The following is a 24846-nucleotide window of genomic DNA, read 5'->3' as shown; positions in this document are numbered from 1 at the left end:
CATGAAGAAATTTGCGTCAGCAGCGTTAGCCGCAGCTCTTTTGGCTGGTTGTAGTTCTGCTCCACAAGTAGGCTGGCAAGAAGATAGCCAAATCACAATGAATCAAGTGAATGTTGAACTGAAAAGTAACCTTTGGGTCAACATGATGCCGACGATCGGCGAAGTTCAAGAACAGAACGTACACGGCGCGTTGTACTTGCAAGCAGACAGAGATCTCCCAGCAAACCTTACCGTGGAATCACTAATTCTAAAGCAAGGAGATTCCGAATGGGTGATTGACGGCGACCTTCTTGAGCTAAGAACGCACAGTGAAAACCAGTGGGAAGTTGCGTTTGTATGGCAAATTGAAGCTGATGCAGAGAAGCCGATAGATTTAGCACTACTATTGGATGATGCTGGTAAAACAGGCTGGCTAGTTGAGAAAAACATCAAAATCGACAGAGTGTACTGATCTTACCAAGTACCAGATAAAAAAAGGGCTTGCTCATGGAGCAAGCCCTTAATGTTTGTATTGCAGCGATTAGTCTTCTAGGTCGCCACAGAAGCGGTAGCCTTCACCGTGAATAGTCGCGATGATTTCAGGCGTACCTGATACTGACTCAAAATGCTTACGAATGCGACGGATGGTTACGTCTACAGTACGGTCGTGTGGCTTAAGCTCACGGCCAGTCATTTTCTTCAGTAGATCTGCACGAGTCTGGATCTTGCCTGGGTTTTCACAGAAGTGAAGTAGTGCACGGAACTCTGAGCGAGGTAGCTTGTAACCTTCACCAGCTGGGCTCACTAGTGAGCGGCTGTTGATGTCTAGTACCCAACCGTTGAACACGTATTTTTCTACTGAACGCTTTTCTTCTTGAACAGCATTAGTGCTCATTGAACGGCTTAGTAGGTTACGTGCACGGATAGTCAGTTCACGTGGGTTGAAAGGCTTAGTGATGTAATCATCAGCGCCGATTTCAAGACCTAGGATCTTGTCTACTTCATTGTCACGACCAGTTAAGAACATTAGCGCGATGTTTGCTTGCTCACGTAGTTCACGAGCTAGCAGTAGGCCGTTCTTACCTGGAAGATTAATATCCATGATTACCAAGTTGATTGAGTTTTCAGACAACACTTGGTGCATCTCTTCACCGTCGCTGGCTTCGAAAACAGCGTATCCCTCTGCTTCAAAAATACTCTTAAGAGTGTTACGAGTTACTTGCTCATCTTCAACGATAAGAATCTGCGGGGTTTGCATTGGCGGTACCTAAATTTGTGACAAAATTGTGCTAATAGAATAAATTCTAGGCAAAAATATAACATACAGGTAATGTGATTTTGATAATAAAACAAGTTGATCAAAAAAACACTTCTTTCAGTTATCCGCCCTCCTTGGAATCTTGCCAACTCACCAGTGTCCAATGGCGACTTTATTCTATAGGGTTTGTTTACCTTTCAAATCCAAGCTTTACGGGCCTGAAACGTAAACACCCTAAGATATGGAGCGAATTTTATATTGTTAACAGCATGCTAACAATGCTCAAATGTTAATTCCATTCAGTTTGTTGATTTACATCAATTGATGAAATGTAACCGTTATTAATCGTTTAAGAGATATGATAGAAAAAAGTAATACGAACATAGACGCGGCGTTATGGCATGCTTATTCAGATTCATACTTTAGGTTTGAACAAGAATGGAGCGCACATCAGTATGCTGTCATAACTGCTTGGAACCCCTACAGTAAATTGCGGTCAAACAAAGAGAACTGCATAAGTAATCACGAACTAGAACAGCGCCTAAAGGGAATGAAATATGTTTCAGTCACTGTCGGCGACAAAGGCTTTCAATGGTTTGAAGAAAGCTATGCTGTAGAAATAAAACCACAAAAGGCGATAGCTCTTGCTAAAATTTTTAAGCAAAACGCAATTTATTATGTGGTGGATGGTGAACTGCAATTAATCTCTTGTGTAGGAGAAGAAACTCGTCAAATACTCGGAGAAATAAGCGATAAGCTCGTGTAAAAGGATAATACTTACTTAAGATGCTCTCGCTCTTGGGTAAGAAAATTCACGGAGGAAATATGAGAGACATAACACCAGATATTTGTGATCAGTTTGAAGAGCAGGTAACGCTATTGAGCTTACCACTGCAGAATTTTGGTCAACGTACCGCTTTTCATGGTGAAATCGTCACCGTACGCTGCTATCACGATAACTCTAAAGTTAGAGAAGTATTAAGTGAAGATGGTACGGGAAAAGTGTTGATCGTTGATGGTCACGGATCATGCCAAAAAGCGCTGCTTGGCGATCAGTTGGCTATTCTTGGCATCGAAAATGGTTGGGAAGGGATTATTGTCTACGGTGCCGTCCGTGATGTAGCCCAGATGTCTCAAATGGATATTGGTATTCAAGCTTTAGGAACGTGCCCATTTAAAACCGAGAAACGCGGTATGGGAGACGTTAATGTGACACTGACGATGCAAAATCAGATAGTACAGCCCAAGCACTATGTATATGCAGACTGGAATGGTGTATTGATTTCGAAAGAAGCGCTAAATTTCTAAAAGCGGAATCCTAATCCGACTTCAAAGCCTTGTTGCCAATCTTGATAGTCCAGCGTGGCATGAATATCGAGATTGTCCGTTATCTTAACGCGACTTGAGACCTCGGCAGCAAGGCTACTGTCTTCTTCTTTGATGCCGTCAGAACTTTCTGCTTTGTAGGAGCGGACTGTGCTTTTTAGTGTAACGCGGTCATTATACTGGTAGCTAATACCACTTAGAAAACCACTTTGATTTTTAGTCGGTGAATTGTTGACGCGAGCACCGACATAAAGATCGACAGAATCAAGCAGTTCATACGCATAGCCGCCATCGATATTCCAAACATCAAAACTATCATTTTGATAACTTTCACTGGAAATGAAGAGTTTATGAGGAGAAGGAGCCGTTTTACCAGGAAGAGGTGGCAAAGGGTTGGCTAGAGAGATCGCAGGCAATACAAGGGCAAGTAGGCAGAATAGGGCTTTCATCATTACCACTCCTTGTAATTAAATCGTTATTAGTATTGCCAACGGCTTTCAAATTATTAAAGCACATATTATGAAAGCTGGCTCATTAATTTTGCTGATATTTTGATCATGTAAGCTTTGTTCATAGTTAAGCTATTGTGAACTAAAATGCTGCCTTGACAGTATTTTGATCAACGTTGCCCTAGAAATGGATCTTCTTGCACAAACTCATAAGATCTAATTCTTGGGATCTAATAGTATAAAGATAGTTTTTTGCCTGTTTTGCGGAGCTGTTCAAATCTTTGTTATAAAAGTATTTTCTGACATTTTAATCAACACAACTTTTCAACCTAGAACGTAAAATATACAACTTTTTTGTTGACTCTAGTTAAGAAACTCGGTAAACGTAGAGTTAAGCAAACACATTATTATCGTTGAATATTTATTTATGACATCTCACAGCCAAGTAGTAATGACCACCACCATTATTATTACCGACACGACACATGTTGGGGCAGGCTGCTGAGCGAAAGAAATTCACAAAGAAGGCCTGTATCCAACAAGATACAGGCCTTTTTTTATGCTTTTTTTATACAGAATTTAGACAGATCTAGAAAGATACATCGGAGGAAGGGATGCGAGTATTAAAGTTTGGCGGCTCATCATTAGCGGATGCAGATCGCTTTTTAAGAGCGGCGGATATCATCGCCAATAATGCACAACAAGAAGAAGTCGCAGTGGTACTTTCAGCACCAGGTAAAACGACGAATAAGCTGGTTGCGGTGATTGAAGGCGCACTTCGCAATGGCGAAGCAGAACTACAAATCAATGAGTTGGAAGCATCGTTCAAAGCATTGTTTACAGAGATCCAAGATGTATTGCCAAACATCGATGGTGCCGGATTTGATAACCAAGTTAAAACTTCACTGTCTCAACTTCGCCAGTTCGTTCATGGCATCAATCTTCTTGGTATGTGCCCAAACAACGTCAATGCACGCATCATCAGTAAAGGTGAGCGTGTTTCGATTCAGCTGATGAAAGCGGTATTAGAAGCGAAAGGCCAACCAGCACATCTTATCGATCCAGTTGAGTATCTGTACGCGAAAGGTGATCACCTAGAAGCGATGGTCGATGTTGAAGTCTCTACGCAAAACTTCCGTCAAAACCCTCTTCCTCAAGGCCATGTAAGTATCATGCCAGGTTTCACCGCGGGTAATGAAAAAGGTGAACTGGTTACGTTAGGTCGTAATGGCTCTGACTACTCAGCAGCGGTTCTTGCAGCATGTTTACGCGCCGATTGCTGTGAAATCTGGACAGATGTGGACGGTGTCTACAACTGTGATCCTCGCCTAGTCGAAGATGCTCGCCTGCTTAAGTCACTTAGCTACCAAGAAGCAATGGAGCTTTCTTACTTCGGTGCTTCCGTTCTGCATCCGAAAACCATCGCGCCAATCGCGCAGTTCCATATTCCTTGCTTAATCAAAAACAGCTTTAATCCTCAAGGTGCAGGTACACTGATTGGCCAAGATACAGGTGAGGACAACCTAGCGATCAAAGGCATTACGACGCTAAACGATCTGACAATGGTCAACGTATCAGGCCCTGGCATGAAAGGTATGGTAGGCATGGCAAGCCGAGTATTCGGCGCAATGTCATCAGCGGGTGTCTCTATCGTACTTATCACTCAGTCTTCTTCTGAGTACAGCATCAGCTTCTGTATCGAAGCGCAAGATAAAGCGCAAGCCCAACAAGTATTAGCTGATGAATTTGAACTTGAGCTGAAAGATGGCCTACTTGAACCCGTAGACTTTATCGATAATGTATCTATCGTCACTCTCGTTGGTGATGGTATGCGTACGTCACGCGGTGTCGCTTCTCGCTTCTTCTCTTCTCTTGCTGAAGTGAACGTTAATATCGTAGCAATCGCACAGGGTTCCTCTGAGCGTGCTATTTCCGCTGTAATTCCTGAAGATAAAATCTCTGAAGCGATTAAAGCGTGTCATGAGAACCTATTTAACTCGAAGCACTTCCTAGACGTATTTGTTGTCGGTGTGGGCGGTGTTGGTGGTGAACTGGTGGATCAGATTGAACGCCAGCAAGCGAAGCTAGCTCAAAAAGGTATCGTGATTCGCGTATGTGGCTTGGCAAACAGCAAAGGTCTTCTACTCGATAGCGAGGGCCTCCCGCTAGAACATTGGCGTGATCGCATGTCGGCATCGACAGAAGAGTTTAGCCTAGCGCGCTTGATTTCTTTGGTTCAGCGTAACCATATCATCAACCCAGTGTTGGTTGACTGTACGTCAAGTGAAGCTATTGCCAATCAATACGCAGACTTCCTAGCAGCAGGTTTCCACGTCGTAACGCCAAATAAAAAAGCTAACACGGCAAGCATGGCGTACTACCACCAACTTCGTGGTGTGGCACGTAGTTCTCGTCGTAAGCTGTTGTACGAAACAACCGTAGGTGCTGGCCTACCAGTGATCGAAAACCTACAGAACCTTATTGCTGCTGGTGATGAACTGGAGCGTTTCAGCGGTATCCTTTCCGGTTCTTTGTCTTACATCTTCGGTAAGTTAGATGAAGGTATGAGCCTAAGTGAAGCGACGAACATCGCCAAGCAAAATGGCTTTACTGAACCGGATCCTCGTGATGATCTATCCGGTATGGATGTGGCGCGCAAACTTCTGATCCTTGCGCGTGAAGCCGGTATGTCATTAGAGCTAGAAGACGTTGTGGTTGATCAAGCTCTGCCACCAGGCTTTGACGATTCAGGCAGCGTTGATGAGTTTATGGCGCGTCTACCGGAAGCTGATGCTTACTTTAAAGAGCTGTCGGCTAAAGCGGCAGAAGAAGGCAAAGTGTTGCGCTATGTTGGTGAAATCATCGATGGCAAATGTAAAGTAAGCATTGCCGCGGTGGATGAAAATGACCCGATGTTTAAGATCAAAGATGGTGAAAACGCACTGGCATTTTACAGTCGTTACTACCAGCCAATTCCACTAGTATTACGTGGTTACGGTGCCGGTACAGAGGTAACAGCAGCTGGCGTATTCTCGGATGTGATGCGTACTTTAGGTTGGAAACTAGGGGTATAACAACAATGAGTTCAAGTGATATGGATGTAGTGGTTTATGCCCCAGCATCAATTGGTAATGTAAGCGTTGGTTTTGATGTTCTGGGGGCGGCGGTGTCCCCAGTTGATGGCACTCTATTGGGTGACCGAGTATTGGTTAAATCTGGGGCTGAGCCGTTCAGTCTAAAGACGGCTGGTGACTTCGTGGAGAAGCTACCAACTGAGCCAAAAGAGAACATCGTTTACGATTGTTGGGTGGTGTTTGCTCGTGAGCTAGACAAAAAAGGCGTCGCACTAAAACCACTTGAAATGACGCTAGAGAAGAACATGCCGATCGGCTCTGGTTTGGGCTCGAGTGCTTGTTCTATCGTTGCCGCATTAGATGCATTAAACCGATTCCATGGTCAGCCGCTTAACGAGACAGAGTTGCTTGCGCTGATGGGAGAGATGGAAGGTAAGATCTCTGGTGGCATTCACTACGATAACGTCGCGCCATGTTACCTTGGTGGCGTGCAGTTAATGTTGGAAGAGCTTGGGATTATCAGTCAAGAAGTGCCTTGCTTTGATGATTGGTACTGGGTAATGGCGTATCCGGGCATTAAAGTATCAACAGCAGAAGCGCGTGAGATCCTACCATCTCAATACCGCCGACAAGATATCATTGCTCATGGCCGTCATCTTGCAGGCTTTATCCATGCGTGTCATTCTGGTCAGCCAGAACTTGCTGCAAAAATGATCAAAGACGTGATCGCAGAACCGTATCGTGAGAAACTGCTTCCAGGGTTTGCAAATGCACGTCAATACGCAGCGTCTGCGGGTGCATTGGCAACCGGTATTTCTGGCAGTGGGCCGACACTGTTCAGTATTTGCAAAGAGAAAGATGTCGCTGAGCGAGTTGCTCGCTGGTTAGAACAGAACTACGTACAAAATGAAGAAGGATTCGTCCACGTTTGTCGTCTAGATAAGCAGGGTTCGAAAGTAACAGGAAGTGAGCTATGAAGCTTTACAATATAAAAGAAAATGATGAACAAGTTTCCTTTGGCCAAGCCGTTCGCCAAGGATTAGGCCGTAACCAAGGTCTATTTTTCCCATCGGAATTACCAAAATTTGAAGACGTTGATGCGCTACTGGAAGAAGATTTTGTCTCCCGTAGTACTAAGATTTTATCGGCGTTGATCGGTGATGAACTAGCGGAAGAGCAGGTTAACGCATTGGTTGACGCTGCATTCCAATTCCCAGCACCAATTAACCAAGTCAAAGGTGGTGTTTACGCACTGGAACTTTTCCACGGTCCAACGCTCGCGTTTAAAGACTTTGGTGGCCGCTTTATGGCGCAATCACTGGCAGCCGTTTCGGACGGTGGCAAGATCACCATTCTGACTGCAACTTCTGGCGATACTGGCGCAGCCGTTGCGCACGCTTTTTACGGTATGGAAGACATCAACGTTGTGATCCTTTACCCGAAAGGCAAGATCAGCCCGCTGCAAGAGAAGCTATTCTGTACGCTTGGTAAGAACATTCACACGGTAGCGATTGATGGCGACTTCGATGCGTGTCAGGCACTGGTTAAGCAAGCTTTCGATGATTCTGCACTACGTGAAGAGATTGGTCTGAACTCTGCAAACTCAATCAACATCAGCCGTTTGATGGCGCAAATCTGTTACTACTTTGAAGCAGCCGCGCAAATGAGCAAGCAAGAGCGTGAAAACCTAGTGGTATCAGTACCAAGTGGTAATTTCGGTAACCTAACTGCAGGTCTACTGGCAAAAGCGTTGGGTCTGCCTATCAAACGCTTTATCGCTGCAACTAACGCTAATGACACCGTGCCACGTTACCTCGAAACAGGTAAGTGGGAGCCAAAACCGACGGTAGCAACCACGTCGAACGCAATGGACGTGAGTCAACCAAACAACTGGCCTCGTATCGAAGAGCTATGCCGCGTGAAAGAGTGGGGCTTAGAGACGCTAGGCAAAGGTGCGGTTTCTGACCAGCAAAGTGCACAGTCAGTTAAAGACCTGTACGCACTTGGCTACTTATGTGAACCGCATGGTGCGATTGCTTACCGCGTTCTTGAAGAGCAACTGCAAGAAGGCGAAACCGGCCTATTCCTATGTACTGCGCACCCTGCGAAGTTCAAAGAAGTGGTTGATGACATCTTGCAATCTGATATCGACCTTCCTGCACCACTAGCGAAGCACGCTGAGATGGAACTGCTATCGGAAGATCTAGATGCAGACTTTGATGCATTGAAACAAGTACTGCGCCGCGTGCAGTAAGTATCAAAAACAGAAATAGCTGAAAGGTGAATGAGCGATCATTCACCTTTTTTATTGCCGGTAAGATTTGACTCTCTTTATGATTGAGGCCAAATAAGATTAAGCGAACATGAGACGGGAAGAGACGCGTGCATTGGCGAAAGGTAATGCTCTGTTTTTGGAAAGATCGAGCAGGATCCGGAAATAAAAAAAAGCTTGGTCATTGCTGACCAAGCTTTTTAAATTCTAGCAAGCTAGTTTACTGATTATAGAGACTCAGTAAAAGTACGAGCGATTACGTCACGTTGCTGTTCTGGAGTTAGCGAGTTGAAACGTACTGCGTAACCAGAAACACGGATAGTTAGCTGTGGGTAGTTCTCTGGGTGTGCAACTGCGTCTTCTAGAGTTTCACGCTTAAGAACGTTCACGTTTAGGTGTTGGCCGCCTTCGATGCGAGGTGCCGCTTCGATTGCTACTTCACGGCTTTCGTATTCACCTAGGTCGCTGATTGCGATAACTTGGTCTGCTTCGTAAGTTGATGCTGCTGCAACACAACGCGCTTCATTCTTCTCGCTATCTAGTAGCCAGATAGAGTTTAGTAGTTCGTCGTTAGCTGCTTTAGTAATTTGGATACCTTGGATCATCACTATCTCCTAGACCACTTAACGTGGTGATTATTGGTGTTAATTTTCGAATTTTTGTTGAGCTAGGTATTATATAGCCAATATCCATTATTTTAATATTGATTTAGGTCAAAAAACAACTAAAAACCTTAAATTTTTGAAGGTGATTTTGTTGAGTTAAATCAATAAAACGTTTGAAAACATACTAGTTACAATTTATTTGATAATATAAAAAATATTTAAAAGTCATTTTTGTTGTAAATTTACTACAAAATGAGTTTAAAACTTAACCTGCTTAACGCAACTGCCTGTATTTAGGTAGCCATATTGAAAGTCTAAAGTGATTAAATGACAAACATGAAAAACAAGTTTGGAAACAAGTTTGGAAACAAGTTTATTGGTGCTCACGTGTCGGCGGCGGGCGGAGTAGATCAAGCACCTCTTCGTGCTCGTGAGATTGGTGCAAATGCGTTTGCCCTTTTTACTAAGAATCAACGTCAATGGGTCGCTAAGCCACTCGAAGAGAAAACCATCAGCGCATTCAAAGCAAACTGCAAAATGCTTGGCTTTGGCGCGGAGCACATTCTGCCCCATGACTCCTATCTGATTAACTTGGGCGCCCCAGAAGAAGAAAAGCTGAATAAATCCCGCGCTGCATTTATTGATGAGATGGAGCGTTGCAATCAATTGGGGTTAACGCTACTCAACTTCCACCCAGGCAGTCACTTAAAGAAAGTGTCCGAGCAAGAATGTTTGGCAACGATCGCTGAGTCGATCAATCTTGCGCACAAAGCCGTGCCGAATGTGATTGCTGTAATTGAGAATACTGCTGGTCAAGGAACGAACTTAGGCTGGAAGTTTGAGCATCTAGCTGAAATCATCGAGCAAGTGGAAGACAAAGAACGCGTTGGCGTGTGTCTCGATACTTGCCACACGTTTACGGCGGGTTACGATTTACGTACTAAAGAAGATTGTGAGCGCACCTTTGCTGAGTTCGACCGCATTGTCGGCATGCACTATTTAAGAGCAATGCATCTAAATGATTCAAAGGTTGAATTCGCTAGCAAGGTTGACCGCCATCATTCATTAGGTAAAGGCGAGATCGGTTGGAGCTGTTTTGAGTACATCGCAAAAGATCCTCGACTTGATGGTATCCCTCTGATTTTAGAAACAATTGATCCTGATATCTGGCAGCAAGAAATCGACACCTTACGCCGATTCCACATTGAAGAAATGGCGAATTTCTAACGGAATAGTAAAGTTGGCATCCTTCTTTCTTGATTAAAACTAATCGCGTTATTGCGTATTTGTTTTAAACGCCTAAATTCAATGTTGTATGTGGGCGATTGAGTTAGGAGGATGACATTATGTCTCGACCAGTTTCCTTTACCCCAGTGACACACTCTCGACGTGTATTACGTTTACCAACGCCAAATCGCCATATCACTGGACAAGGGCATTTTCGAACGCCGCAGCGTAATTAGCGTAATTAGCGTCATTACTACTCGTGATTTTGGTTTAGTCAAACCAGCACGGGTTCATGCCAGTTGTCTGCGAATCAGCGTTTGAGGAGCCGTCTCAACTTGGTGCTGGTGGTAAGTTTTTGTTTGTTTGGGTTTCGCTCGTTAGAATAGAGGGAAACTTTAGGACAGGAACTTTCCATGAATCAGTTACCCACTTGGCACGATGTGATCGGCGAAGAAAAACAGCAGAGCTACTTTGTCGACACTTTGAATTTTGTTGACGCAGAGCGAGCAGCAGGCAAAGCCATCTATCCGCCAGCCAAAGACGTGTTTAACGCATTCCGTTTTACTGAATTCAATGACGTTAAGGTAGTGATTCTAGGGCAAGACCCTTACCATGGTCCAAACCAAGCACATGGTTTGTGCTTCTCTGTGTTGCCTGGTATTAAAACGCCACCATCTTTGGTGAATATGTACAAAGAGTTGGCGCAAGACATCGAAGGTTTTCAAATTCCTCAACATGGCTTTCTACAAAGCTGGGCTGAACAAGGGGTGTTGCTACTCAATACAGTGTTGACAGTAGAGCAGGGCAAAGCACACTCACATTCGAAAACCGGCTGGGAAACCTTTACTGACCGCGTGATTGAGGCCATTAACCAGCATCAACAAGGTGTTGTGTTCCTGTTATGGGGGGCCCATGCGCAGAAAAAAGGTCGCTTTATCGACCGCAATAAGCATCATGTATTGACCGCTCCGCACCCGTCACCATTATCTGCACACCGTGGTTTCTTTGGTAGCAAGCCATTCTCGCAAGCAAACCAAATCCTTGTCCAACAAGGCAAAGAAGCGATTAATTGGCATTTGCCGATGACGGTGTAAGTATCGACATCTTATCCGAGACATAACAGTACAGCGATCGTGACACCACGTTCGCTGTTTTTTTGAACACCGTCGAGGCTGGTCGCTGGTTTCTCATATACACTTATTAAAAGTAAGTGTTAAGGAGAGACGCTATGATGATCGAGAGAATTCGACGCGAACACGGCTATATGGTCCGTTTATTGGCAATATTGCGCCATAAATTGAATGAGATTAAGCAAGAACGCGCTATTAACTATGCGTTGGTGAGTGAGATCGTGGATTACCTCTCTAATCACTCTGAAAAGGTTCATCACCCCAAAGAAGATATCCTCTACCATTACTTTCTAGAGCACTATGGTCATTTTAAGACGATTGAAAATCTAGAGTTAGAACATCAAGAGTTATCTAAAAAGACCAAACAGTTTGCTGGCATTGTAGAGATGATTCTGCAAGATGCTGTTGTACCCCAGGAGATGTTTACCCAGCAACTCGAGGATTTCATTACCAGTCAGAAACGCCATTTGGAAATGGAAGAGCGCCAAGTTCTACCACTGATTGAAGAGTTGTTTACTTCAGAAGATTGGCTAAATGTCGAAAGCCAATGGCAGGAAAATGAAGATGATCCTGTGTTTGGCAATACTATCGCTGATCGCTACAAACAGCTCGCCGAAAGAGTGCGTCATAATGACGCTGAGTTCGTCTAAAGCGTGAAGATGACAAGGTAAACGATTGCGTTTACGTGGTTTGTTTTGTCATTTTCTTATCTTATGAGAATTTGTTGGAAATTGATTCGCTATAAATATGAGTGAAAATGGATAGAAATTCTCAACAGGTAAGAATGGGAGTTATGCTAGTGAAATCAGCATAAAAATCCCCCATTTCTTGCAGTATCTATAATAGACAAAAGGCACCATCGAGGTGCCTTTTGTGTAAATTATAATTTGATGTCATCCAAAGTGATGTCGTTGCAGACATCGAGTTCACGCAGCTCCTTAAGTAAGTTGCGTCTATCGTTCATTGCTTCAATTTCACGCCATTTACGTTTCAATGGTTTTGAGCGTGATTTAGTTGTTGAGGTAGTTTCCAGATCAAAGATGTTGTCTAGTTGAAAGCCTTCCATAAGCCACCTTACCTTTTTAAATAAACTGTTATTGCCAGTCCTTTGTGGAGTTTTTTAAGTACCACAATAGCTTTGAAGATAACTATGATTCATTTCGCATTTGTGTCGGTAACATGACAGTTTCGTTTAAAAATCCCCACAAAATCACACTTTGACTAGGGGTTAGGTGCTTATAAAGTGAGCGATCGATCTCAAGAAAACGATTAAATGAAAGGGAAGAGGATGTTAATTCTCGTTACTTAATCGAAGAAATTAAACCTCGGATTAGTTGCATAAAATTGTATCGGCTAAAATATAACCAGTCAGGTTGGCATTGCAGAGAAAGTTTTATTGAATGCCTTGATATCACTAGCTTGATTTGAAATTAACAGTCTGCCATACCATTATGTTTGCATTGCCTTTTGTTGTTAATTGTTGGTTGTCTGTATGTTGCTGTTTGTGGGTTTTAAATTTCCCTTTTATGTTAACTTTTAGTGATTTTCTAGTGAAAAATAACATGTATAAAAAACTAATTTCATATTGATTTTTGAGGTTTGAGGCTGCATTATCCGCCCGTCAAAAATTACGCTAGTACGTAAAATGGAAGCATGAAGCGATATTTACGATTCTAGATTGCGCATAAACACTACTCCAAAAGCTAAGCAGACTTTGACACTTAGCAAGCAATCTAGTGGAAGGCTTGGAAGCATAAACTGGCGCAACTCACTTTGAGGTACACATGACAGACTTAATCAATTTGATGAACGATCTCCTTTGGGGTTCGATTCTGGTTTATCTTCTTGTAGGTGTAGGAATCTACTTCACTGTTCGATTGGGTTTCATCCAATTCCGTCACTTCGGCCACATGTTCTCTGTTCTGAAGAACAGCCGTAAAGCAGACAAAGCTGGTATTTCTTCTTTCCAAGCGCTTTGTACTAGTCTTGCTGCACGTGTAGGTACAGGTAACATGGCGGGTGTTGCAGTTGCATTGACTGCGGGTGGCCCTGGTGCAATCTTCTGGATGTGGTTGATCGCAATGCTTGGTATGGCAACGTCATTTGCAGAAAGCACACTGGCGCAGCTATACAAAACCAAAGATGATGATGGTAACTACCGTGGTGGTCCTGCTTACTACATGGAAAAAGGTTTGGGCATGCGCTGGATGGGCGTGTTGTTCTCGATTTTCCTAATCATCGCTTTTGGTTTGGTATTTAACGCCGTTCAAGCTAACTCAATTGCAAATGCAATGAGCACTGCATTTGGCTGGGATGACCTTTACGTAGGTATTGCAGTCGTTGCTCTGTCTGCCGTGGTTATCTTCGGTGGTATCAAACGTATCGCGAAAGTTGCTGAACTGATTGTTCCAGTTATGGCACTTGCGTATCTATTGCTAGCTCTGTTTGTGATGTTCTCTAACCTAGAGAAACTACCAGACGTATTAATGCTTATCTTCAAGAGCGCATTTGGCCTACAAGAAGCAGCAGCTGGTGGTCTTGGCTACGCAATCGCACAGGCGATGATCAACGGTATCAAACGTGGTCTATTCTCGAACGAAGCAGGTATGGGTTCTGCGCCAAACGCAGCAGCATCAGCAACACCTTACCCGCCGCACCCTGCGTCTCAAGGTTATGTACAGATGCTAGGCGTGTTCATGGACACGATTGTTATCTGTTCGGCGACTGTGGCTATCATCTTGATGTCAGGTGAGTACGTAGGTCAAGCGACGGAAGTGACAGGTATTGAGCTAACGCAGCGTGCATTGAGCTCACAAGTTGGTGATTGGGGCAGCATCTTTGTTGCAGTCGCGATCTTCTTCTTCGCGTTTACTTCAATCATTGCTAACTACTCATACGCTGAAACGAACCTAATCTTCCTAGAGCACAACCACAAAGCGGGTCTAGGTATCTTTCGTATCATTGTACTAGGCATGGTAATGTTCGGTGCGCTGGCGTCTCTACCAGTGGTTTGGTCATTGGCTGATGTATCGATGGGGCTGATGGCGATTGTTAACTTGGTGGCGATTCTGTTGTTGTCAGGCATTGTGATCAAGCTAGCGAAAGACTACAACCGTCAGCTAGACGAAGGTAAAGTGCCAACGTTTGATGCAAATGACTTCCCTGAGCTGAAGTCACAACTAGAAGATGGTATTTGGTATAACACCAAGAAAGAAGACTAAGTAATAGTCAATCATCGTTGAAAGCTATCAACACGATTCAAAAAGCCATGCAGACAATGCATGGCTTTTTTTGTACCCTAATGGAAAACAAAAATAGGGAAGTAAAAGTCATGCTCATCGTAGTTTCTCCAGCTAAAACGCTCGATTACGAATCACCACTCGCGACTGAGAAGTTTACTCAGCCAGACTTGGTAAGCTACTCAAAAGCGCTGATCGAGGTATGCCGTAAATTAACGCCTGCTGACGTAGCATCATTGATGAAAGTGAGTGACAAGATTGCAGATTTGAATGTAGGTCGCTTCCAAGAGTGGAGTGAAACCTTCACCCCAGAAAATGCGCGCCAAGCAATTCTTGCGTTTAAAGGCGATGTGTACACCGGTCTTGAAGCAGAAACCCTTTCTGATGCCGATTTCGATTACGCTCAAGATCACCTACGTATGCTCTCTGGCTTGTATGGTCTGTTGAAGCCGCTTGATTTGGTGCAGCCATACCGTCTTGAAATGGGTACCAAGCTTGCGAACGATAAGGGCACTAATCTTTACCAATTCTGGGGTAATGTGATCACCGATAAGCTGAATGAAGCAATTACAGCCCAGGGTGACAATGTACTTATCAACCTTGCATCGAATGAGTACTTTAAAGCGGTGAAGCCAAAGAACTTAGATGCTCAAGTGATCACGCCAATCTTTAAAGATTGTAAGAACGGCCAATACAAGGTGATCAGCTTCTACGCGAAGAAAGCGCGCGGCATGATGGCGCGTTACATTATTGAAAATCGCATTGAAAGCGTTGCGGACTTAACTAAGTTTGATGTCGCGGGCTACTACTTTGTTGAAGAAGAGTCGACACCTACAGACTTGGTCTTTAAGCGTGAAGAGCAAAAATAATTGAAGAGCGATTTTTGCTGTTAGCTTCAATCAACAGAAATGAAAAAGGGTTGGCACTGCCAACCCTTTTGCTTTTGTTATTAGAAATTAATTCGTACGATTATTTCTTCTTAGCGGTTTTCTTTTTCGCTACTTTCTTCTTGTCGTCTTTTTTCTTTTTCTTCTTAAACACAGGCTTTTTGTGTTTAGGACGCATCTCTTTCACGAAGCGCTCTTTGATGTCTTCTTTCACGTAACGTGCTACGCGATCCATCATTGGTTGGTCGTGTGCTTCTACGATAGAAATCGCGTTACCTTTCTTACCTGCACGGGCCGTACGGCCAATACGGTGAAGGTATACGTCTGCCGTGCGCGGCATATCGTAGTTGATGACGTGTGATACGTCTGGAAGGTCGATACCACGTGCCGCTACGTCGGTAGCAAGTAGTACGTTTACAGTGCCGTCACGGAAGCGGGCAATCGCGTTGTTGCGGCGATCTTGAGGCATTTCACCTTGAATCCAAGAACATGGAATCTGTGCGCTCTCTAGTTGCGCACGAAGCTCTGCCAAACGCTCACGAGTTTTGAGGAACACGATAGTGCGTTCTGCTTGCTCGGTGATGATGTGTTTTAGTAGGGCAAGTTTATGCTCGGCGTCATCAGCACGGTGGTACCACTGTGCAATCTTCTTACGCTCACGCAGTGGTGATTTTGCATCGATTTCTGCTGGCTCGTTTAGTAGATCTGCAGTGAACCCTTCTACGCCTTTACCCTCTAATGTTGCAGAGAACAGAAGGGTTTGCTTACGCCAGCGACATTCGTTAGATAAACGGTCAACCGTTGGGGCAAAGCCCATATCTAGCATGCGGTCTGCTTCGTCTAGCACTAGCCATTCAATTGCGCGACAGTCGAAGCGCTCTGCATCGATATATTCACGTAGACGTCCCGGCGTTGCTACGACGATGTCTTGTGTTGTTGCTAGGATATCAGCGTGCTCTTGGTATTGAACACCACCAGTAATGGTGAAGATGTTCAACTTGGTGTTTTTCGCTAGTGCACGGGCTTGATCGGCTATCTGCATTGCTAGCTCACGTGTTGGCGTAAGAATCAGAATGCGCGCAGGCCCTGGTTTACGGCGAGGGAAATCTTGCAAGTATTGCAGCGCAGGCAGTACGAAAGCTGCCGTTTTACCCGTACCAGTTGGCGCTGACGCTAGAATGTCACGACCATCTAACGCTTGTGGAATCGCTTCTGCCTGAATTTTGGTTGGGCGCTCGTAGCCCATCTCTTCAATGGCTTCAAGTAGGTTTTGGTCTAGATCAAGTTCAGCAAAGGTTCTGATCACAATGAGTTCTCCACAAGCAAAGCTTGGTTAATGGTTCGCCAAATCAGCATAGAATATAAAAAGGTCGCACATTATAAAGTGATTGGTGACAAGGATCACATGTTATTTCACATCTTAAGGTAAAACTCGTGAGTTAGCTGAGTAAAGTCGTCGCTATAACCCTCGTCCGTGTGGATGATCAAGTGCGTTTCCTGAGTATCACAAGCTTGCTTAGCTAATTCAAACAGTAAACGGTGCACAGGCTTTTTCTGTGATGGTTGCACACGGCACAGACGCGACAAGTGCCATCCGTGTTGCTGCGCCATACTAATAAACTGCTCGCCTTCGGTAATTGGTAGGACAAAACTGGCAGCTCCTTCCTCGGTCAGCAGCTCATGACAGCGTTTGAGTAATGCGCTGTGCTGCAAACTGTCTGTGTGTCGGGCGGTTGCACGTTGGCTTTGTTTTGATTGTTCACCACTGTTGAAGTAAGGCGGGTTACAGATGATGTGCTCAAAATGATGTGTAGGTTCAAACTGTAATACATCGGCGTGTTGAATATAAAGTCTGTCTGACCAAGGAGATTGAGTGAAGTTTTGTTGTGCTGCTTCTATTGCCGATATTTCAATATCAAGAGCGGTGATCTGTACAGCAGGAAATCGCTGTGCGCACATCAATGCCAGCAAGCCTGTACCTGTACCGATGTCCAAAATTTTACTCTGCGGTGAGCAGTTTGCCCAAGCGCCAAGCATCACGCCATCGGTACTGACAGGCATGCCACTTTCACCGCCGTGAATCGAAAACTGCTTGAACTTGAAGTCCTTGGTCTGAAATTTTTCACTCTTCATGATTGTTTTATTTTTACTCAATATTAGAGTTAATCTCTCTATTGTTTCTTAATTGTATAGATTGTTATCTTGTTGGTTATTAAATTGTATTTCAATTTGATCGAGATAAATATCTAGCTCATTATTTCAGGGTAGTGGTATCCACTGCTTTTTAATCCCTTAACTAAATTAATATGGTGTTTTTTTCTTAAAGGTTGCCAAATGATGGGTACTTCGTCATTATGCGGCGGAAATTTATAGATTGAACCACAGGTACTCATTAACTTTGGGTATACAAAAAAGTGGTCTATGCATACACAACATTCATCAATTTAGAAAAAGGGTTATCTGTGAAGCAGACGTTAAAACTAACAGATATTATCGCAGTAGGCTTTATGCTATTTGCGTTCTTTTTGGGTGCCGGCAACATCATTTTCCCACCACTAGCGGGTCAGCTAGCGGGCGATCATCTGATGCCAGCAATGTTCGGTTTCTTGCTAACAGCGGTAGGTCTACCTCTTATTACTATCGTTGCTATTGCTGTGGCAGGCGGCTCTTGGGATCACTTGACTCAAGATCTTCCTAAAAAAGCAGCAGTTCTGATGGCGGCGTTGATTTTCATCATCATCGGTCCTGCATTTGCTGCACCTCGTACAGGTCTAGTAGCGTACGAGATGGCAGTGAAGCCATTCTTCCTAGATGCATCTCAAGCGCATCTAACGTCATTCTCAATCTTGTTCTTCGCGGTAGCAATGATCTTCGCTTGGTTCCAAGGTCGCTTGATTGACTTGATTGGTAAAGTGCTAACGCCAGTTCTATTCCTTGGTCTTATCGTTCTTGCGATTGCGGTATTCGTTGACCCACAAGGCGAAATGATGGGCGCACACGGCGAGTACTTAACTCAGCCGCTGACTAAGGGCTTCCTTGAAGGTTACAACACCATGGATACGTTCGCATCGTTGATGTTCGGTATGCTAATGGTGGATGCGCTTCGTAGCAAAGGTATCACTGAGCGTGCGGCAACGACGAAATACCTAATTTGTGCTGGCTGTATTGCCGCTGCAGGTCTGGCGTTCGTTTACATCTCGTTGTTCTACCTAGGTGCGACGAGTTCAACTATCGCAGCAGGTGCAGACAACGGTGGTGCAGTACTGAGCCAATACGTTCAGGCGCTATTTGGTCCTTACGGTCAGGTTGTACTTTCAATCATCGTGCTGCTTGCATGTTTGACGACGGCGATCGGCCTTATCTCTGCATGTTCTGACTTCTTCAGCTCTAAGACGAAACTGACATACAAGCAATGGGTTATCATTAACGGCGCCGCTTGTGCTCTGATTGCAAACGTTGGTCTGTCACAGCTAATCTCATTGTCAGTTCCTGTACTGTTCGCGCTATACCCAGTAGCGGTTGCATTGGTTGCGCTAACGTTTGTTCGTAACAAACTGCCAAACCCACGCGTTGCTTACCGCGCAGTACTGCTTGTATCTCTGCTGTTTGCATTGATTGATGCAGCGAAAGTAGCGGGTCTAGATGTATCTGCATTCAACATGCTGCCACTATTTGAAGTGGGTATGGGTTGGGTACTACCAACGTTCGCTGCGATTGTTTGCATGTTCTTTATTGCTAAGTCTTCACAACCTGAGTTGACTGAAGAAGCGGCATAATTGCTGACTCGCAAGATAGAAAAAGCCCGGTGAAGTGATTCGCCGGGCTTTTTGTTTGTCTGTCGCTCTGTCAGCGTTGGTGCTGGCTCATAGCGTGTCGTGAAACTCCACTAACACTTGCTCACACCATTTCTCGATGCGTTCATCACTGAGTTCATACTGAGAATCTTCGTCTAATGCCAAGCCAACAAATTGGCTGCCATCTTCAGTTAGTGCTTTCGATGCCTCGAACTCGTAACCTTCGTTAGGCCAGTAACCAATGAATTGTGCGCCTGTTGCTTTGAGCTCGTCATGAAGTAGACCCATCGCATCAAGGTACCACTCGCCATAGCCCTCTTGGTCTCCCAAGCCGAATAAAGCTACGACTTTGCCTTTTAGCGGTGTGGTTGCAATATCTTCCCAGATTGCGCTCCAGTCTTCTTGGATTTCACCGAAGTCCCAAGTAGAGATACCAATCAGCAGTAAATCGTAATCTGCCATCAGTGACAGCGGTGTCTCTTTCACGTTGTGAATGTCGACAAGGTCTTCACCAATGATGTTGCGAATTTTCTCTGCTGCCATTTCGGTGTAGCAGGTTGTTGAGCCGTAAAAGAGTCCGATTTTCATTATATTCGTCGTTTTTTGTGTTGCTGTTGTGGCAGATTCTAACCATAAATTGGGGAAGATTGCAGCGAATATCCCGCGGGAGATGATTTTTTTATGGTATTGGCTGGGCAGTTGCCTTACTCTCAATACTGTAAATATAAACAGATAAGGAAGCGTTCATGACGGCACAACAGCCTGTCAATCAACAAGATTTTGGTCTGGTTGAACAATTCTTAGATGCAATGTGGATGGAGCGTGGCCTATCAGAGAACACGTTAGCTTCCTACCGAAATGATTTAATGAAATTGCTCACGTGGATGGGGCAACACAGCTACCGTCTCGATTTCATCAGCTTGTCTGGCTTGCAAGAGTACCAAAGCTACCTTGTCGATTTGGACTACAAACAGACATCCCGTGCGCGAATGCTGTCGGCGATTCGTCGTTTATTCCAATACATTCATCGTGAGAAAGTTCGTGGTGATGATCCGAGTGCTTTGTTAGTCAGTCCGAAGCTGCCGCAACGTCTGCCGAAAGATATTAGTGAAGAGCAAGTTGACGCACTGCTTGAAGCGCCGGATCCGAATGACCCAGTTGAGCTACGTGATAAAGCCATGCTTGAGCTTCTATACGCGACAGGACTACGTGTAACAGAGTTGGTTAGTTTGACGATGGAAAACATCAGCTTGCGCCAAGGGGTAGTACGTGTCACAGGTAAAGGTGGTAAAGAACGCCTTGTACCTATGGGTGAGAATGCGGTCGATTGGATTGAAACTTTTATTCAACAAGGCCGGTCTGCTCTATTGGGTGAAACTACCTCAGATGTGGTTTTTCCAAGTAAACGTGCTAGACAAATGACCCGTCAGACCTTTTGGCACCGCATTAAGTACTACGCTGTAATAGCGGGTATTGATACCGACCAACTGTCGCCACACGTATTGCGCCATGCTTTTGCAACGCATTTATTGAACTATGGCGCAGATCTCAGGGTCGTACAGATGCTGTTGGGGCATAGTGACTTATCGACCACGCAAATTTATACTCACGTGGCGACTGAGCGATTGAAGCAAATCCACAGTCAACACCACCCAAGAGCATAATGATGGTTTGTTTTATCTATTGTCTCGTTGGATGAAACGATTTTATTTTAAGGTGAATTTAATGAGCGTATTACGCCGACTAACTCTGCTGACTTTACCGTTTTTCGTAACCGCTTGTGGTGCTGAAGAAAGTCAGACAAAAACGGAAACTCCTGCACAACAAGTTGCTCCAGCAGCAAAACAGAACTTTGATGAGGCTGCACTAAAAGCCAAGTTCTCTAAACTGGGTGTGTCTATTCTTGATATCCAGCCATCGGATGTTGCTGGATTATTAGAAATTCAAACTAATGGTGGTGTGCTGTTTGCATCAAACGATGGCAGTCATTTTATTGCGGGTACGCTTTACGCTATTGATAACAACGGTGGCTACAAAGACGTGATTGCTGAGCGTCAAGCTCCGTTGAACGCTGAGAAAATCGCGAAATTCTCTGACAGTGTGATTGAGTACAAAGCGGATAACGAAAAATACGTTGTGACAGTATTTACGGACATTACTTGTGGTTACTGTGTGCGTCTCCATAGCCAAATGCAAGGTTACAACGACTTAGGTATTACCGTTCGTTACATGGCGTACCCTCGTCAAGGTGCAACCGGACCAGTTGCTGAGCAAATGGCAACGATCTGGTGTGCAGAAGATCCTCAAACGGCTATGCACAATGCAAAAGTAGAACGCACTTTTGACAATCCAGCTAAAGATCTTAAACAGTGTAAAGAAACCATTCAGGCGCATTACAACCTAGGTCGTGAACTTGGTATTTCTGGTACTCCTGCCATCTTCCTACCAAACGGTGAGCTAGTTGGTGGTTACCTTCCACCGGCAGAATTACTAAAACGTCTAGAGCAACAATAATCCTTTAAGGAGCAGAGCTAGCATGCAACGCTGGCTCTTTTCAAACATGATAGAAATTCAACGACGTCCCGAACCGGACCTTTCTCTTCTTCCCGATTCCATTCCTTCTATTCTTAAGCGTATCTATCTCAACCGTGGTATCACGGATATCGCACAGTTAGAAACCTCTGCACGTGGTTTGCATTCTTACCAACAGCTTGGTGGTATAGATAAAGCGGTTGAGCTGCTTTTTCAAGCGGTCAATGAGCAAAAGCGCATTATCGTTGTGGGGGATTTTGATGCTGATGGCGCGACCAGCTCTGCTTTGTCGGTACTTGCACTGCGTATGCTTGGCAGCAATAACGTCGATTACTTGGTGCCAAACCGCTTTGAAGATGGTTATGGCCTGAGTCCGGAAGTAGTGGATCAAGCGTTAGAGCTTGGTGCTGAAATGATCATGACAGTCGATAACGGTGTGTCGTCGATTGAAGGTGTTCGTTATGCCAAAGAAAACGGCATTACCGTGCTGGTGACTGACCACCACTTACCGGGGCAAGTGCTCCCAGACGTCGATGCCATGGTGAACCCAAACCTAGACAGCTGTGCTTTCCCATCGAAAGCGTTGGCAGGGGTGGGAGTGGCTTTCTATCTGATGATGGCGCTGTGTGTGTATATGCGCAAACAGAATTGGTTTGCGCAGCAAGGTATGCAAGAACCGAAGTTGATGGAGCTGATCGACTTAGTTGCCCTTGGCACAGTGGCTGACGTAGTGCCACTGGATGAAAACAACCGTATTCTCGTACACCAAGGTTTGCAGCGCATTCGTGCGGGTAAGGCGCGTCCGGGCATTCAAGCATTAATCGAAGTGGCGAAACGCGATGCGCGTCGTTTAGTCGCATCGGATTTTGGTTTCGCACTTGGTCCACGTATCAACGCTGCGGGTCGTTTGGATGATATGTCATTTGGTGTTGAACTGCTGATGTGTAACAACATCCATGCTGCACGCCGAATGGCGAGTGAATTGGATGGCCTCAACCAAACACGTAAAGAAATAGAAGAAGGCATGAAGCAAGAAGCGATGGCTTTCTGTGAACGTCTTCAGTTTGGTGAGAATACCGAGCTACCTTATGGCTTAGCTTTGTTTCAAAGAGACTGGCACCAAGGTGTAATAGGTATTCTAGCGTCGCGAATAAAAGAGAAGTACCACCGCCCTGTCATCGCTTTTGCGGATGGAGGGGAAGGGACAATTAAAGGCTCTTGCCGTTCGATTCCTGGGCTGCATATGCGTGATGCATTGGATTTTATTGATACGCAAAATCCAGGTTTAATCATCAAATTTGGTGGCCATGCGATGGCGGCAGGTTTAACCATCAAAGAACAAGATTTTGAGCGTTTTAGCCGTTTGTTCGATGATGTGGTGAAGAAAGAGCTGGATGAAGCAGCCTTGAAAGGTGTGATCCTATCTGATGGTGAGTTGAAACCGGAAGAATTCTCGATGCATGTCGCTGAGCAGTTACGCTCAGGCGGGCCATTTGGTCAAGCATTTCCAGAACCTATCTTTGATGGTGAGTTCAAAGTTCTGCACCAGAAATTGGTGGGAGAGAAACATCTTAAATTGATGCTAGAACCGCTTTATAAAGGTCACCCAACCAATGTAATGATCGACGGAATTGCCTTTAATATTGATTTACGTCGTTGGCCGGATGCATCGGTAAAAACAGTACGCCTTGCGTATAAGTTGGATGTGAATGAATTTAGAGGCAATCAATCACTTCAGCTGATGATTGACTATATCGAAGCCAAGTAAACCCTCGTTTTTCTCTTGCTATAGAGTACGGTCGCCCTTAAGTGGCATCAAAATTTTATGACCGTGCTCTCTCTAATTGCAATCTGATTTCCCAACCGAAATTTTCCTGTATCTCCGTCACATTTTTGAGTAGAATTTCTCGGTTAAATTCTATTCTAAAATGTTGAGCAAACATGTTTGAAATCAATCCAATTAAAAACCGTCTTCAGGACGTGTCTGAGCGCACGAATGTCCTGAGGGGGTACCTTTGACTATGACGCTAAGAAAGAGCGTCTAGAAGAAGTCAACGCAGAACTTGAACAACCCGATGTATGGAACGAGCCAGAACGTGCACAAGCATTAGGCAAAGAACGTGCATCTCTTGAAGCGGTTGTTGAAACTATTGATCAACTAGAGCAAGGTGTAGAGGACGTTGAAGGACTTCTAGAACTTGCGGTTGAAGAAGAAGATCAAGAAACGTTTGACGAAATCGAACCAGAACTTGCAGAACTGGAAGAAAAGCTAGAGCAGCTTGAATTCCGTCGTATGTTCTCTGGTGACCACGACAGCTCTGATTGCTACATCGACTTGCAAGCAGGCTCAGGTGGTACTGAGGCACAAGACTGGACCAACATGATGCTACGCATGTACCTACGCTGGGCTGAAGCAAAAGGCTTTAAAGCTGAGGTAATTGAAGTATCTGAAGGTGAGGTTGCTGGTCTTAAGGGCGCGACTGTAAGAATCTCTGGTGAGTACGCTTACGGTTGGCTACGTACTGAAACTGGTGTTCACCGCTTAGTACGTAAATCGCCATTCGATTCAGGCGGCCGTCGTCATACATCATTTGCTTCTGCGTTTATCTACCCAGAGATTGATGAAAATATTGCTATCGACATTAACCCATCTGACCTACGCATTGACGTTTACCGTGCATCAGGCGCAGGTGGTCAGCACGTAAACACCACAGAATCTGCGGTACGTATTACGCACGTACCAACGAACACAGTGGTGCAGTGTCAGAATGACCGTTCTCAACACAAGAACAAAGATCAGGCAATGAAACAGCTTCGAGCAAAGCTATTTGAGCTTGAATTGCAGAAGCAAAACGCGGAAAAACAAGCTAATGAAGACGCTAAGTCTGACATTGGCTGGGGTAGCCAGATCCGTTCTTACGTATTGGATGACTCACGCATTAAAGACCTCCGTACGGGCGTTGAAAACCGTAATACTCAAGCGGTTCTTGATGGCGATCTGGACAAATTTATTGAAGCTAGCCTTAAATCAGGCCTATAAAGCTTTTCACCGACAAAAACAGGATACATCGAAA

23 protein-coding genes and 1 other annotated feature are annotated in these 24846 nt (G+C 44.7%); of the genes, 16 read left to right on the top strand and 7 right to left on the bottom strand.

The features are described 5' to 3' along the window. Position 1 precedes the first annotated feature (1 nt). Positions 2-451 (top strand): hypothetical protein, encoded by a 450-nt coding sequence (locus ACTS60_RS20270; protein ID WP_440889724.1) that lies wholly within the window; start codon positions 2-4, stop codon positions 449-451. Positions 452-520: 69 nt separating this feature from the next. On the opposite strand, the gene arcA is transcribed toward ACTS60_RS20270, so the two are convergent. Next, complete coding sequence (gene arcA / locus ACTS60_RS20265; RefSeq protein WP_010445924.1) at positions 521-1237, bottom strand: two-component system response regulator ArcA; 717 nt, start codon at positions 1235-1237, stop codon at positions 521-523. Between the two features lie 358 nt (positions 1238-1595). Here arcA and ACTS60_RS20260 point away from each other — a divergent pair, with 358 nt between their 5' ends. Together ACTS60_RS20260 and ACTS60_RS20255 are read left to right on the top strand one after the other, a co-directional pair. Next, the gene (locus ACTS60_RS20260; protein WP_440889723.1) at positions 1596-2003 is read left to right on the top strand and encodes a DUF3293 domain-containing protein; all 408 of its coding nucleotides are present in this window, start codon (positions 1596-1598) and stop codon (positions 2001-2003) included. Positions 2004-2062: 59 nt separating this feature from the next. Then, the gene (locus ACTS60_RS20255) at positions 2063-2545 is read left to right on the top strand and encodes a putative 4-hydroxy-4-methyl-2-oxoglutarate aldolase (RefSeq protein WP_440889722.1); all 483 of its coding nucleotides are present in this window, start codon (positions 2063-2065) and stop codon (positions 2543-2545) included. On the opposite strand, the gene ACTS60_RS20250 is transcribed toward ACTS60_RS20255, so the two are convergent. Next, positions 2542-3012 carry a ribonuclease regulator gene (locus ACTS60_RS20250; RefSeq protein WP_440889795.1) on the bottom strand — a complete coding sequence of 157 codons (471 nt, stop codon included), beginning with the start codon at positions 3010-3012 and terminating at the stop codon, positions 2542-2544. The two genes, ACTS60_RS20255 and ACTS60_RS20250, sit on opposite strands and share 4 nt — an antisense overlap. Positions 3013-3455: 443 nt before the next feature. Beyond that, positions 3456-3572, top strand: a sequence feature (Thr leader region). A 54-nt stretch (positions 3573-3626) separates the two neighbouring features. On the opposite strand from ACTS60_RS20250, the gene thrA reads away from it, so the two are divergent. From thrA to thrC, 3 genes are read left to right on the top strand one after another with little or no spacing between them, the layout of a single operon-like run. Next, positions 3627-6086 (top strand): bifunctional aspartate kinase/homoserine dehydrogenase I, encoded by a 2460-nt coding sequence (thrA, locus tag ACTS60_RS20245; protein WP_440889721.1) that lies wholly within the window; start codon positions 3627-3629, stop codon positions 6084-6086. 20 nt (positions 6087-6106) lie between these two features. Next, a complete protein-coding gene (thrB, locus tag ACTS60_RS20240; protein WP_440889794.1) occupies positions 6107-7063 on the top strand; it encodes a homoserine kinase in 957 nt (318 codons plus the stop codon). Further along, positions 7060-8340 carry a threonine synthase gene (gene thrC, locus ACTS60_RS20235; RefSeq protein ID WP_440889720.1) on the top strand — a complete coding sequence of 427 codons (1281 nt, stop codon included), beginning with the start codon at positions 7060-7062 and terminating at the stop codon, positions 8338-8340. The genes thrB and thrC overlap by 4 nt, the downstream gene beginning before the upstream one ends. 245 nt (positions 8341-8585) lie before the next feature. Here the strand turns inward: thrC and grcA are convergent, their stop codons facing one another. Then, entirely contained in the window at positions 8586-8963 is a 378-nt protein-coding gene (gene grcA / locus ACTS60_RS20230; RefSeq protein ID WP_010445942.1) for an autonomous glycyl radical cofactor GrcA, read from the bottom strand. Between the two features lie 327 nt (positions 8964-9290). On the opposite strand from grcA, the gene nfo reads away from it, so the two are divergent. From nfo to ACTS60_RS20215, 3 genes are all read left to right on the top strand, one after another. Next, the gene (nfo, locus tag ACTS60_RS20225; RefSeq protein WP_440889719.1) at positions 9291-10190 is read left to right on the top strand and encodes a deoxyribonuclease IV; all 900 of its coding nucleotides are present in this window, start codon (positions 9291-9293) and stop codon (positions 10188-10190) included. A gap of 413 nt (positions 10191-10603) precedes the next feature. Beyond that, positions 10604-11284 (top strand): uracil-DNA glycosylase, encoded by a 681-nt coding sequence (gene ung, locus ACTS60_RS20220; protein ID WP_143691968.1) that lies wholly within the window; start codon positions 10604-10606, stop codon positions 11282-11284. Positions 11285-11418: 134 nt separating this feature from the next. After that, positions 11419-11970: a hemerythrin domain-containing protein gene (locus ACTS60_RS20215; RefSeq protein ID WP_010445948.1), complete on the top strand. Its 552-nt coding sequence runs from the start codon at positions 11419-11421 to the stop codon at positions 11968-11970. Between the two features lie 230 nt (positions 11971-12200). Here ACTS60_RS20215 and ACTS60_RS20210 read toward each other — a convergent pair whose 3' ends face one another. After that, positions 12201-12386, bottom strand: a complete 186-nt coding sequence (locus tag ACTS60_RS20210) for a DUF3545 family protein (RefSeq protein WP_010445950.1) — start codon at positions 12384-12386, stop codon at positions 12201-12203. Between the two features lie 718 nt (positions 12387-13104). Here ACTS60_RS20210 and ACTS60_RS20205 point away from each other — a divergent pair. After that, entirely contained in the window at positions 13105-14541 is a 1437-nt protein-coding gene (locus ACTS60_RS20205) for an alanine/glycine:cation symporter family protein (RefSeq protein ID WP_440889718.1), read from the top strand. 110 nt (positions 14542-14651) lie between these two features. Further along, positions 14652-15428, top strand: a complete 777-nt coding sequence (yaaA, locus tag ACTS60_RS20200; RefSeq protein WP_440889717.1) for a peroxide stress protein YaaA — start codon at positions 14652-14654, stop codon at positions 15426-15428. 100 nt (positions 15429-15528) lie between these two features. Here the strand turns inward: yaaA and srmB are convergent, their stop codons facing one another. Together srmB and ACTS60_RS20190 are read right to left on the bottom strand one after the other, a co-directional pair. Continuing rightward, complete coding sequence (srmB, locus tag ACTS60_RS20195) at positions 15529-16752, bottom strand: ATP-dependent RNA helicase SrmB (RefSeq protein WP_440889716.1); 1224 nt, start codon at positions 16750-16752, stop codon at positions 15529-15531. Between the two features lie 107 nt (positions 16753-16859). Further along, positions 16860-17579, bottom strand: coding sequence for a tRNA1(Val) (adenine(37)-N6)-methyltransferase (locus tag ACTS60_RS20190; protein ID WP_440889715.1), 720 nt, complete (start codon positions 17577-17579; stop codon positions 16860-16862). Positions 17580-17908: 329 nt separating this feature from the next. Here ACTS60_RS20190 and brnQ point away from each other — a divergent pair, with 329 nt between their 5' ends. Then, the gene (gene brnQ / locus ACTS60_RS20185) at positions 17909-19222 is read left to right on the top strand and encodes a branched-chain amino acid transport system II carrier protein (RefSeq protein ID WP_010445961.1); all 1314 of its coding nucleotides are present in this window, start codon (positions 17909-17911) and stop codon (positions 19220-19222) included. 87 nt (positions 19223-19309) lie between these two features. Here brnQ and fldB read toward each other — a convergent pair whose 3' ends face one another. Further along, on the bottom strand, positions 19310-19828 hold the full coding sequence (gene fldB, locus ACTS60_RS20180; protein WP_005447890.1) for a flavodoxin FldB: 519 nt from the start codon (positions 19826-19828) through the stop codon (positions 19310-19312). 158 nt (positions 19829-19986) lie between these two features. Here fldB and xerD point away from each other — a divergent pair, with 158 nt between their 5' ends. From xerD to prfB, 4 genes are all read left to right on the top strand, one after another. Further along, the gene (gene xerD / locus ACTS60_RS20175) at positions 19987-20904 is read left to right on the top strand and encodes a site-specific tyrosine recombinase XerD (RefSeq protein WP_088881314.1); all 918 of its coding nucleotides are present in this window, start codon (positions 19987-19989) and stop codon (positions 20902-20904) included. 61 nt (positions 20905-20965) lie between these two features. Next, positions 20966-21754, top strand: coding sequence for a bifunctional protein-disulfide isomerase/oxidoreductase DsbC (gene dsbC, locus ACTS60_RS20170; RefSeq protein ID WP_440889714.1), 789 nt, complete (start codon positions 20966-20968; stop codon positions 21752-21754). 46 nt (positions 21755-21800) lie between these two features. Continuing rightward, on the top strand, positions 21801-23540 hold the full coding sequence (gene recJ / locus ACTS60_RS20165) for a single-stranded-DNA-specific exonuclease RecJ (protein ID WP_440889793.1): 1740 nt from the start codon (positions 21801-21803) through the stop codon (positions 23538-23540). Between the two features lie 173 nt (positions 23541-23713). Next, positions 23714-24812 (top strand): peptide chain release factor 2 gene (prfB, locus tag ACTS60_RS20160; RefSeq protein ID WP_440889713.1). Its coding sequence is split into 2 segments (ribosomal slippage): positions 23714-23788 and positions 23790-24812, totalling 1098 coding nucleotides; the frame shifts between segments, so codons are not numbered across the junction. The last annotated feature ends 34 nt before the right edge of the window (positions 24813-24846 follow it).

The sequence above is a fragment of the Vibrio sp. WZ-1 genome (genome assembly GCF_052037695.1).
Lineage (GTDB): Bacteria > Pseudomonadota > Gammaproteobacteria > Enterobacterales > Vibrionaceae > Vibrio.
This window is presented reverse-complemented; position numbering and strand designations above follow the sequence as displayed.

Excerpts from the sequence above, each read along its gene's own strand:
- ACTS60_RS20270 (WP_440889724.1), top strand. The coding sequence starts at position 2 with ATGAAGAAATTTGCGTCAGCAGCGTTAGCCGCAGCTCTTTTGGCTGGT.
- arcA (WP_010445924.1), bottom strand. The coding sequence starts at position 1,237 with ATGCAAACCCCGCAGATTCTTATCGTTGAAGATGAGCAAGTAACTCGT.
- ACTS60_RS20260 (WP_440889723.1), top strand. The coding sequence starts at position 1,596 with ATGATAGAAAAAAGTAATACGAACATAGACGCGGCGTTATGGCATGCT.
- ACTS60_RS20255 (WP_440889722.1), top strand. The coding sequence starts at position 2,063 with ATGAGAGACATAACACCAGATATTTGTGATCAGTTTGAAGAGCAGGTA.
- ACTS60_RS20250 (WP_440889795.1), bottom strand. The coding sequence starts at position 3,012 with ATGAAAGCCCTATTCTGCCTACTTGCCCTTGTATTGCCTGCGATCTCT.
- thrA (WP_440889721.1), top strand. The coding sequence starts at position 3,627 with ATGCGAGTATTAAAGTTTGGCGGCTCATCATTAGCGGATGCAGATCGC.
- thrB (WP_440889794.1), top strand. The coding sequence starts at position 6,107 with ATGGATGTAGTGGTTTATGCCCCAGCATCAATTGGTAATGTAAGCGTT.
- thrC (WP_440889720.1), top strand. The coding sequence starts at position 7,060 with ATGAAGCTTTACAATATAAAAGAAAATGATGAACAAGTTTCCTTTGGC.
- grcA (WP_010445942.1), bottom strand. The coding sequence starts at position 8,963 with ATGATCCAAGGTATCCAAATTACTAAAGCAGCTAACGACGAACTACTA.
- nfo (WP_440889719.1), top strand. The coding sequence starts at position 9,291 with ATGACAAACATGAAAAACAAGTTTGGAAACAAGTTTGGAAACAAGTTT.
- ung (WP_143691968.1), top strand. The coding sequence starts at position 10,604 with ATGAATCAGTTACCCACTTGGCACGATGTGATCGGCGAAGAAAAACAG.
- ACTS60_RS20215 (WP_010445948.1), top strand. The coding sequence starts at position 11,419 with ATGATGATCGAGAGAATTCGACGCGAACACGGCTATATGGTCCGTTTA.
- ACTS60_RS20210 (WP_010445950.1), bottom strand. The coding sequence starts at position 12,386 with ATGGAAGGCTTTCAACTAGACAACATCTTTGATCTGGAAACTACCTCA.
- ACTS60_RS20205 (WP_440889718.1), top strand. The coding sequence starts at position 13,105 with ATGACAGACTTAATCAATTTGATGAACGATCTCCTTTGGGGTTCGATT.
- yaaA (WP_440889717.1), top strand. The coding sequence starts at position 14,652 with ATGCTCATCGTAGTTTCTCCAGCTAAAACGCTCGATTACGAATCACCA.
- ACTS60_RS20190 (WP_440889715.1), bottom strand. The coding sequence starts at position 17,579 with ATGAAGAGTGAAAAATTTCAGACCAAGGACTTCAAGTTCAAGCAGTTT.
- fldB (WP_005447890.1), bottom strand. The coding sequence starts at position 19,828 with ATGAAAATCGGACTCTTTTACGGCTCAACAACCTGCTACACCGAAATG.
- xerD (WP_088881314.1), top strand. The coding sequence starts at position 19,987 with ATGACGGCACAACAGCCTGTCAATCAACAAGATTTTGGTCTGGTTGAA.
- dsbC (WP_440889714.1), top strand. The coding sequence starts at position 20,966 with ATGAGCGTATTACGCCGACTAACTCTGCTGACTTTACCGTTTTTCGTA.
- recJ (WP_440889793.1), top strand. The coding sequence starts at position 21,801 with ATGATAGAAATTCAACGACGTCCCGAACCGGACCTTTCTCTTCTTCCC.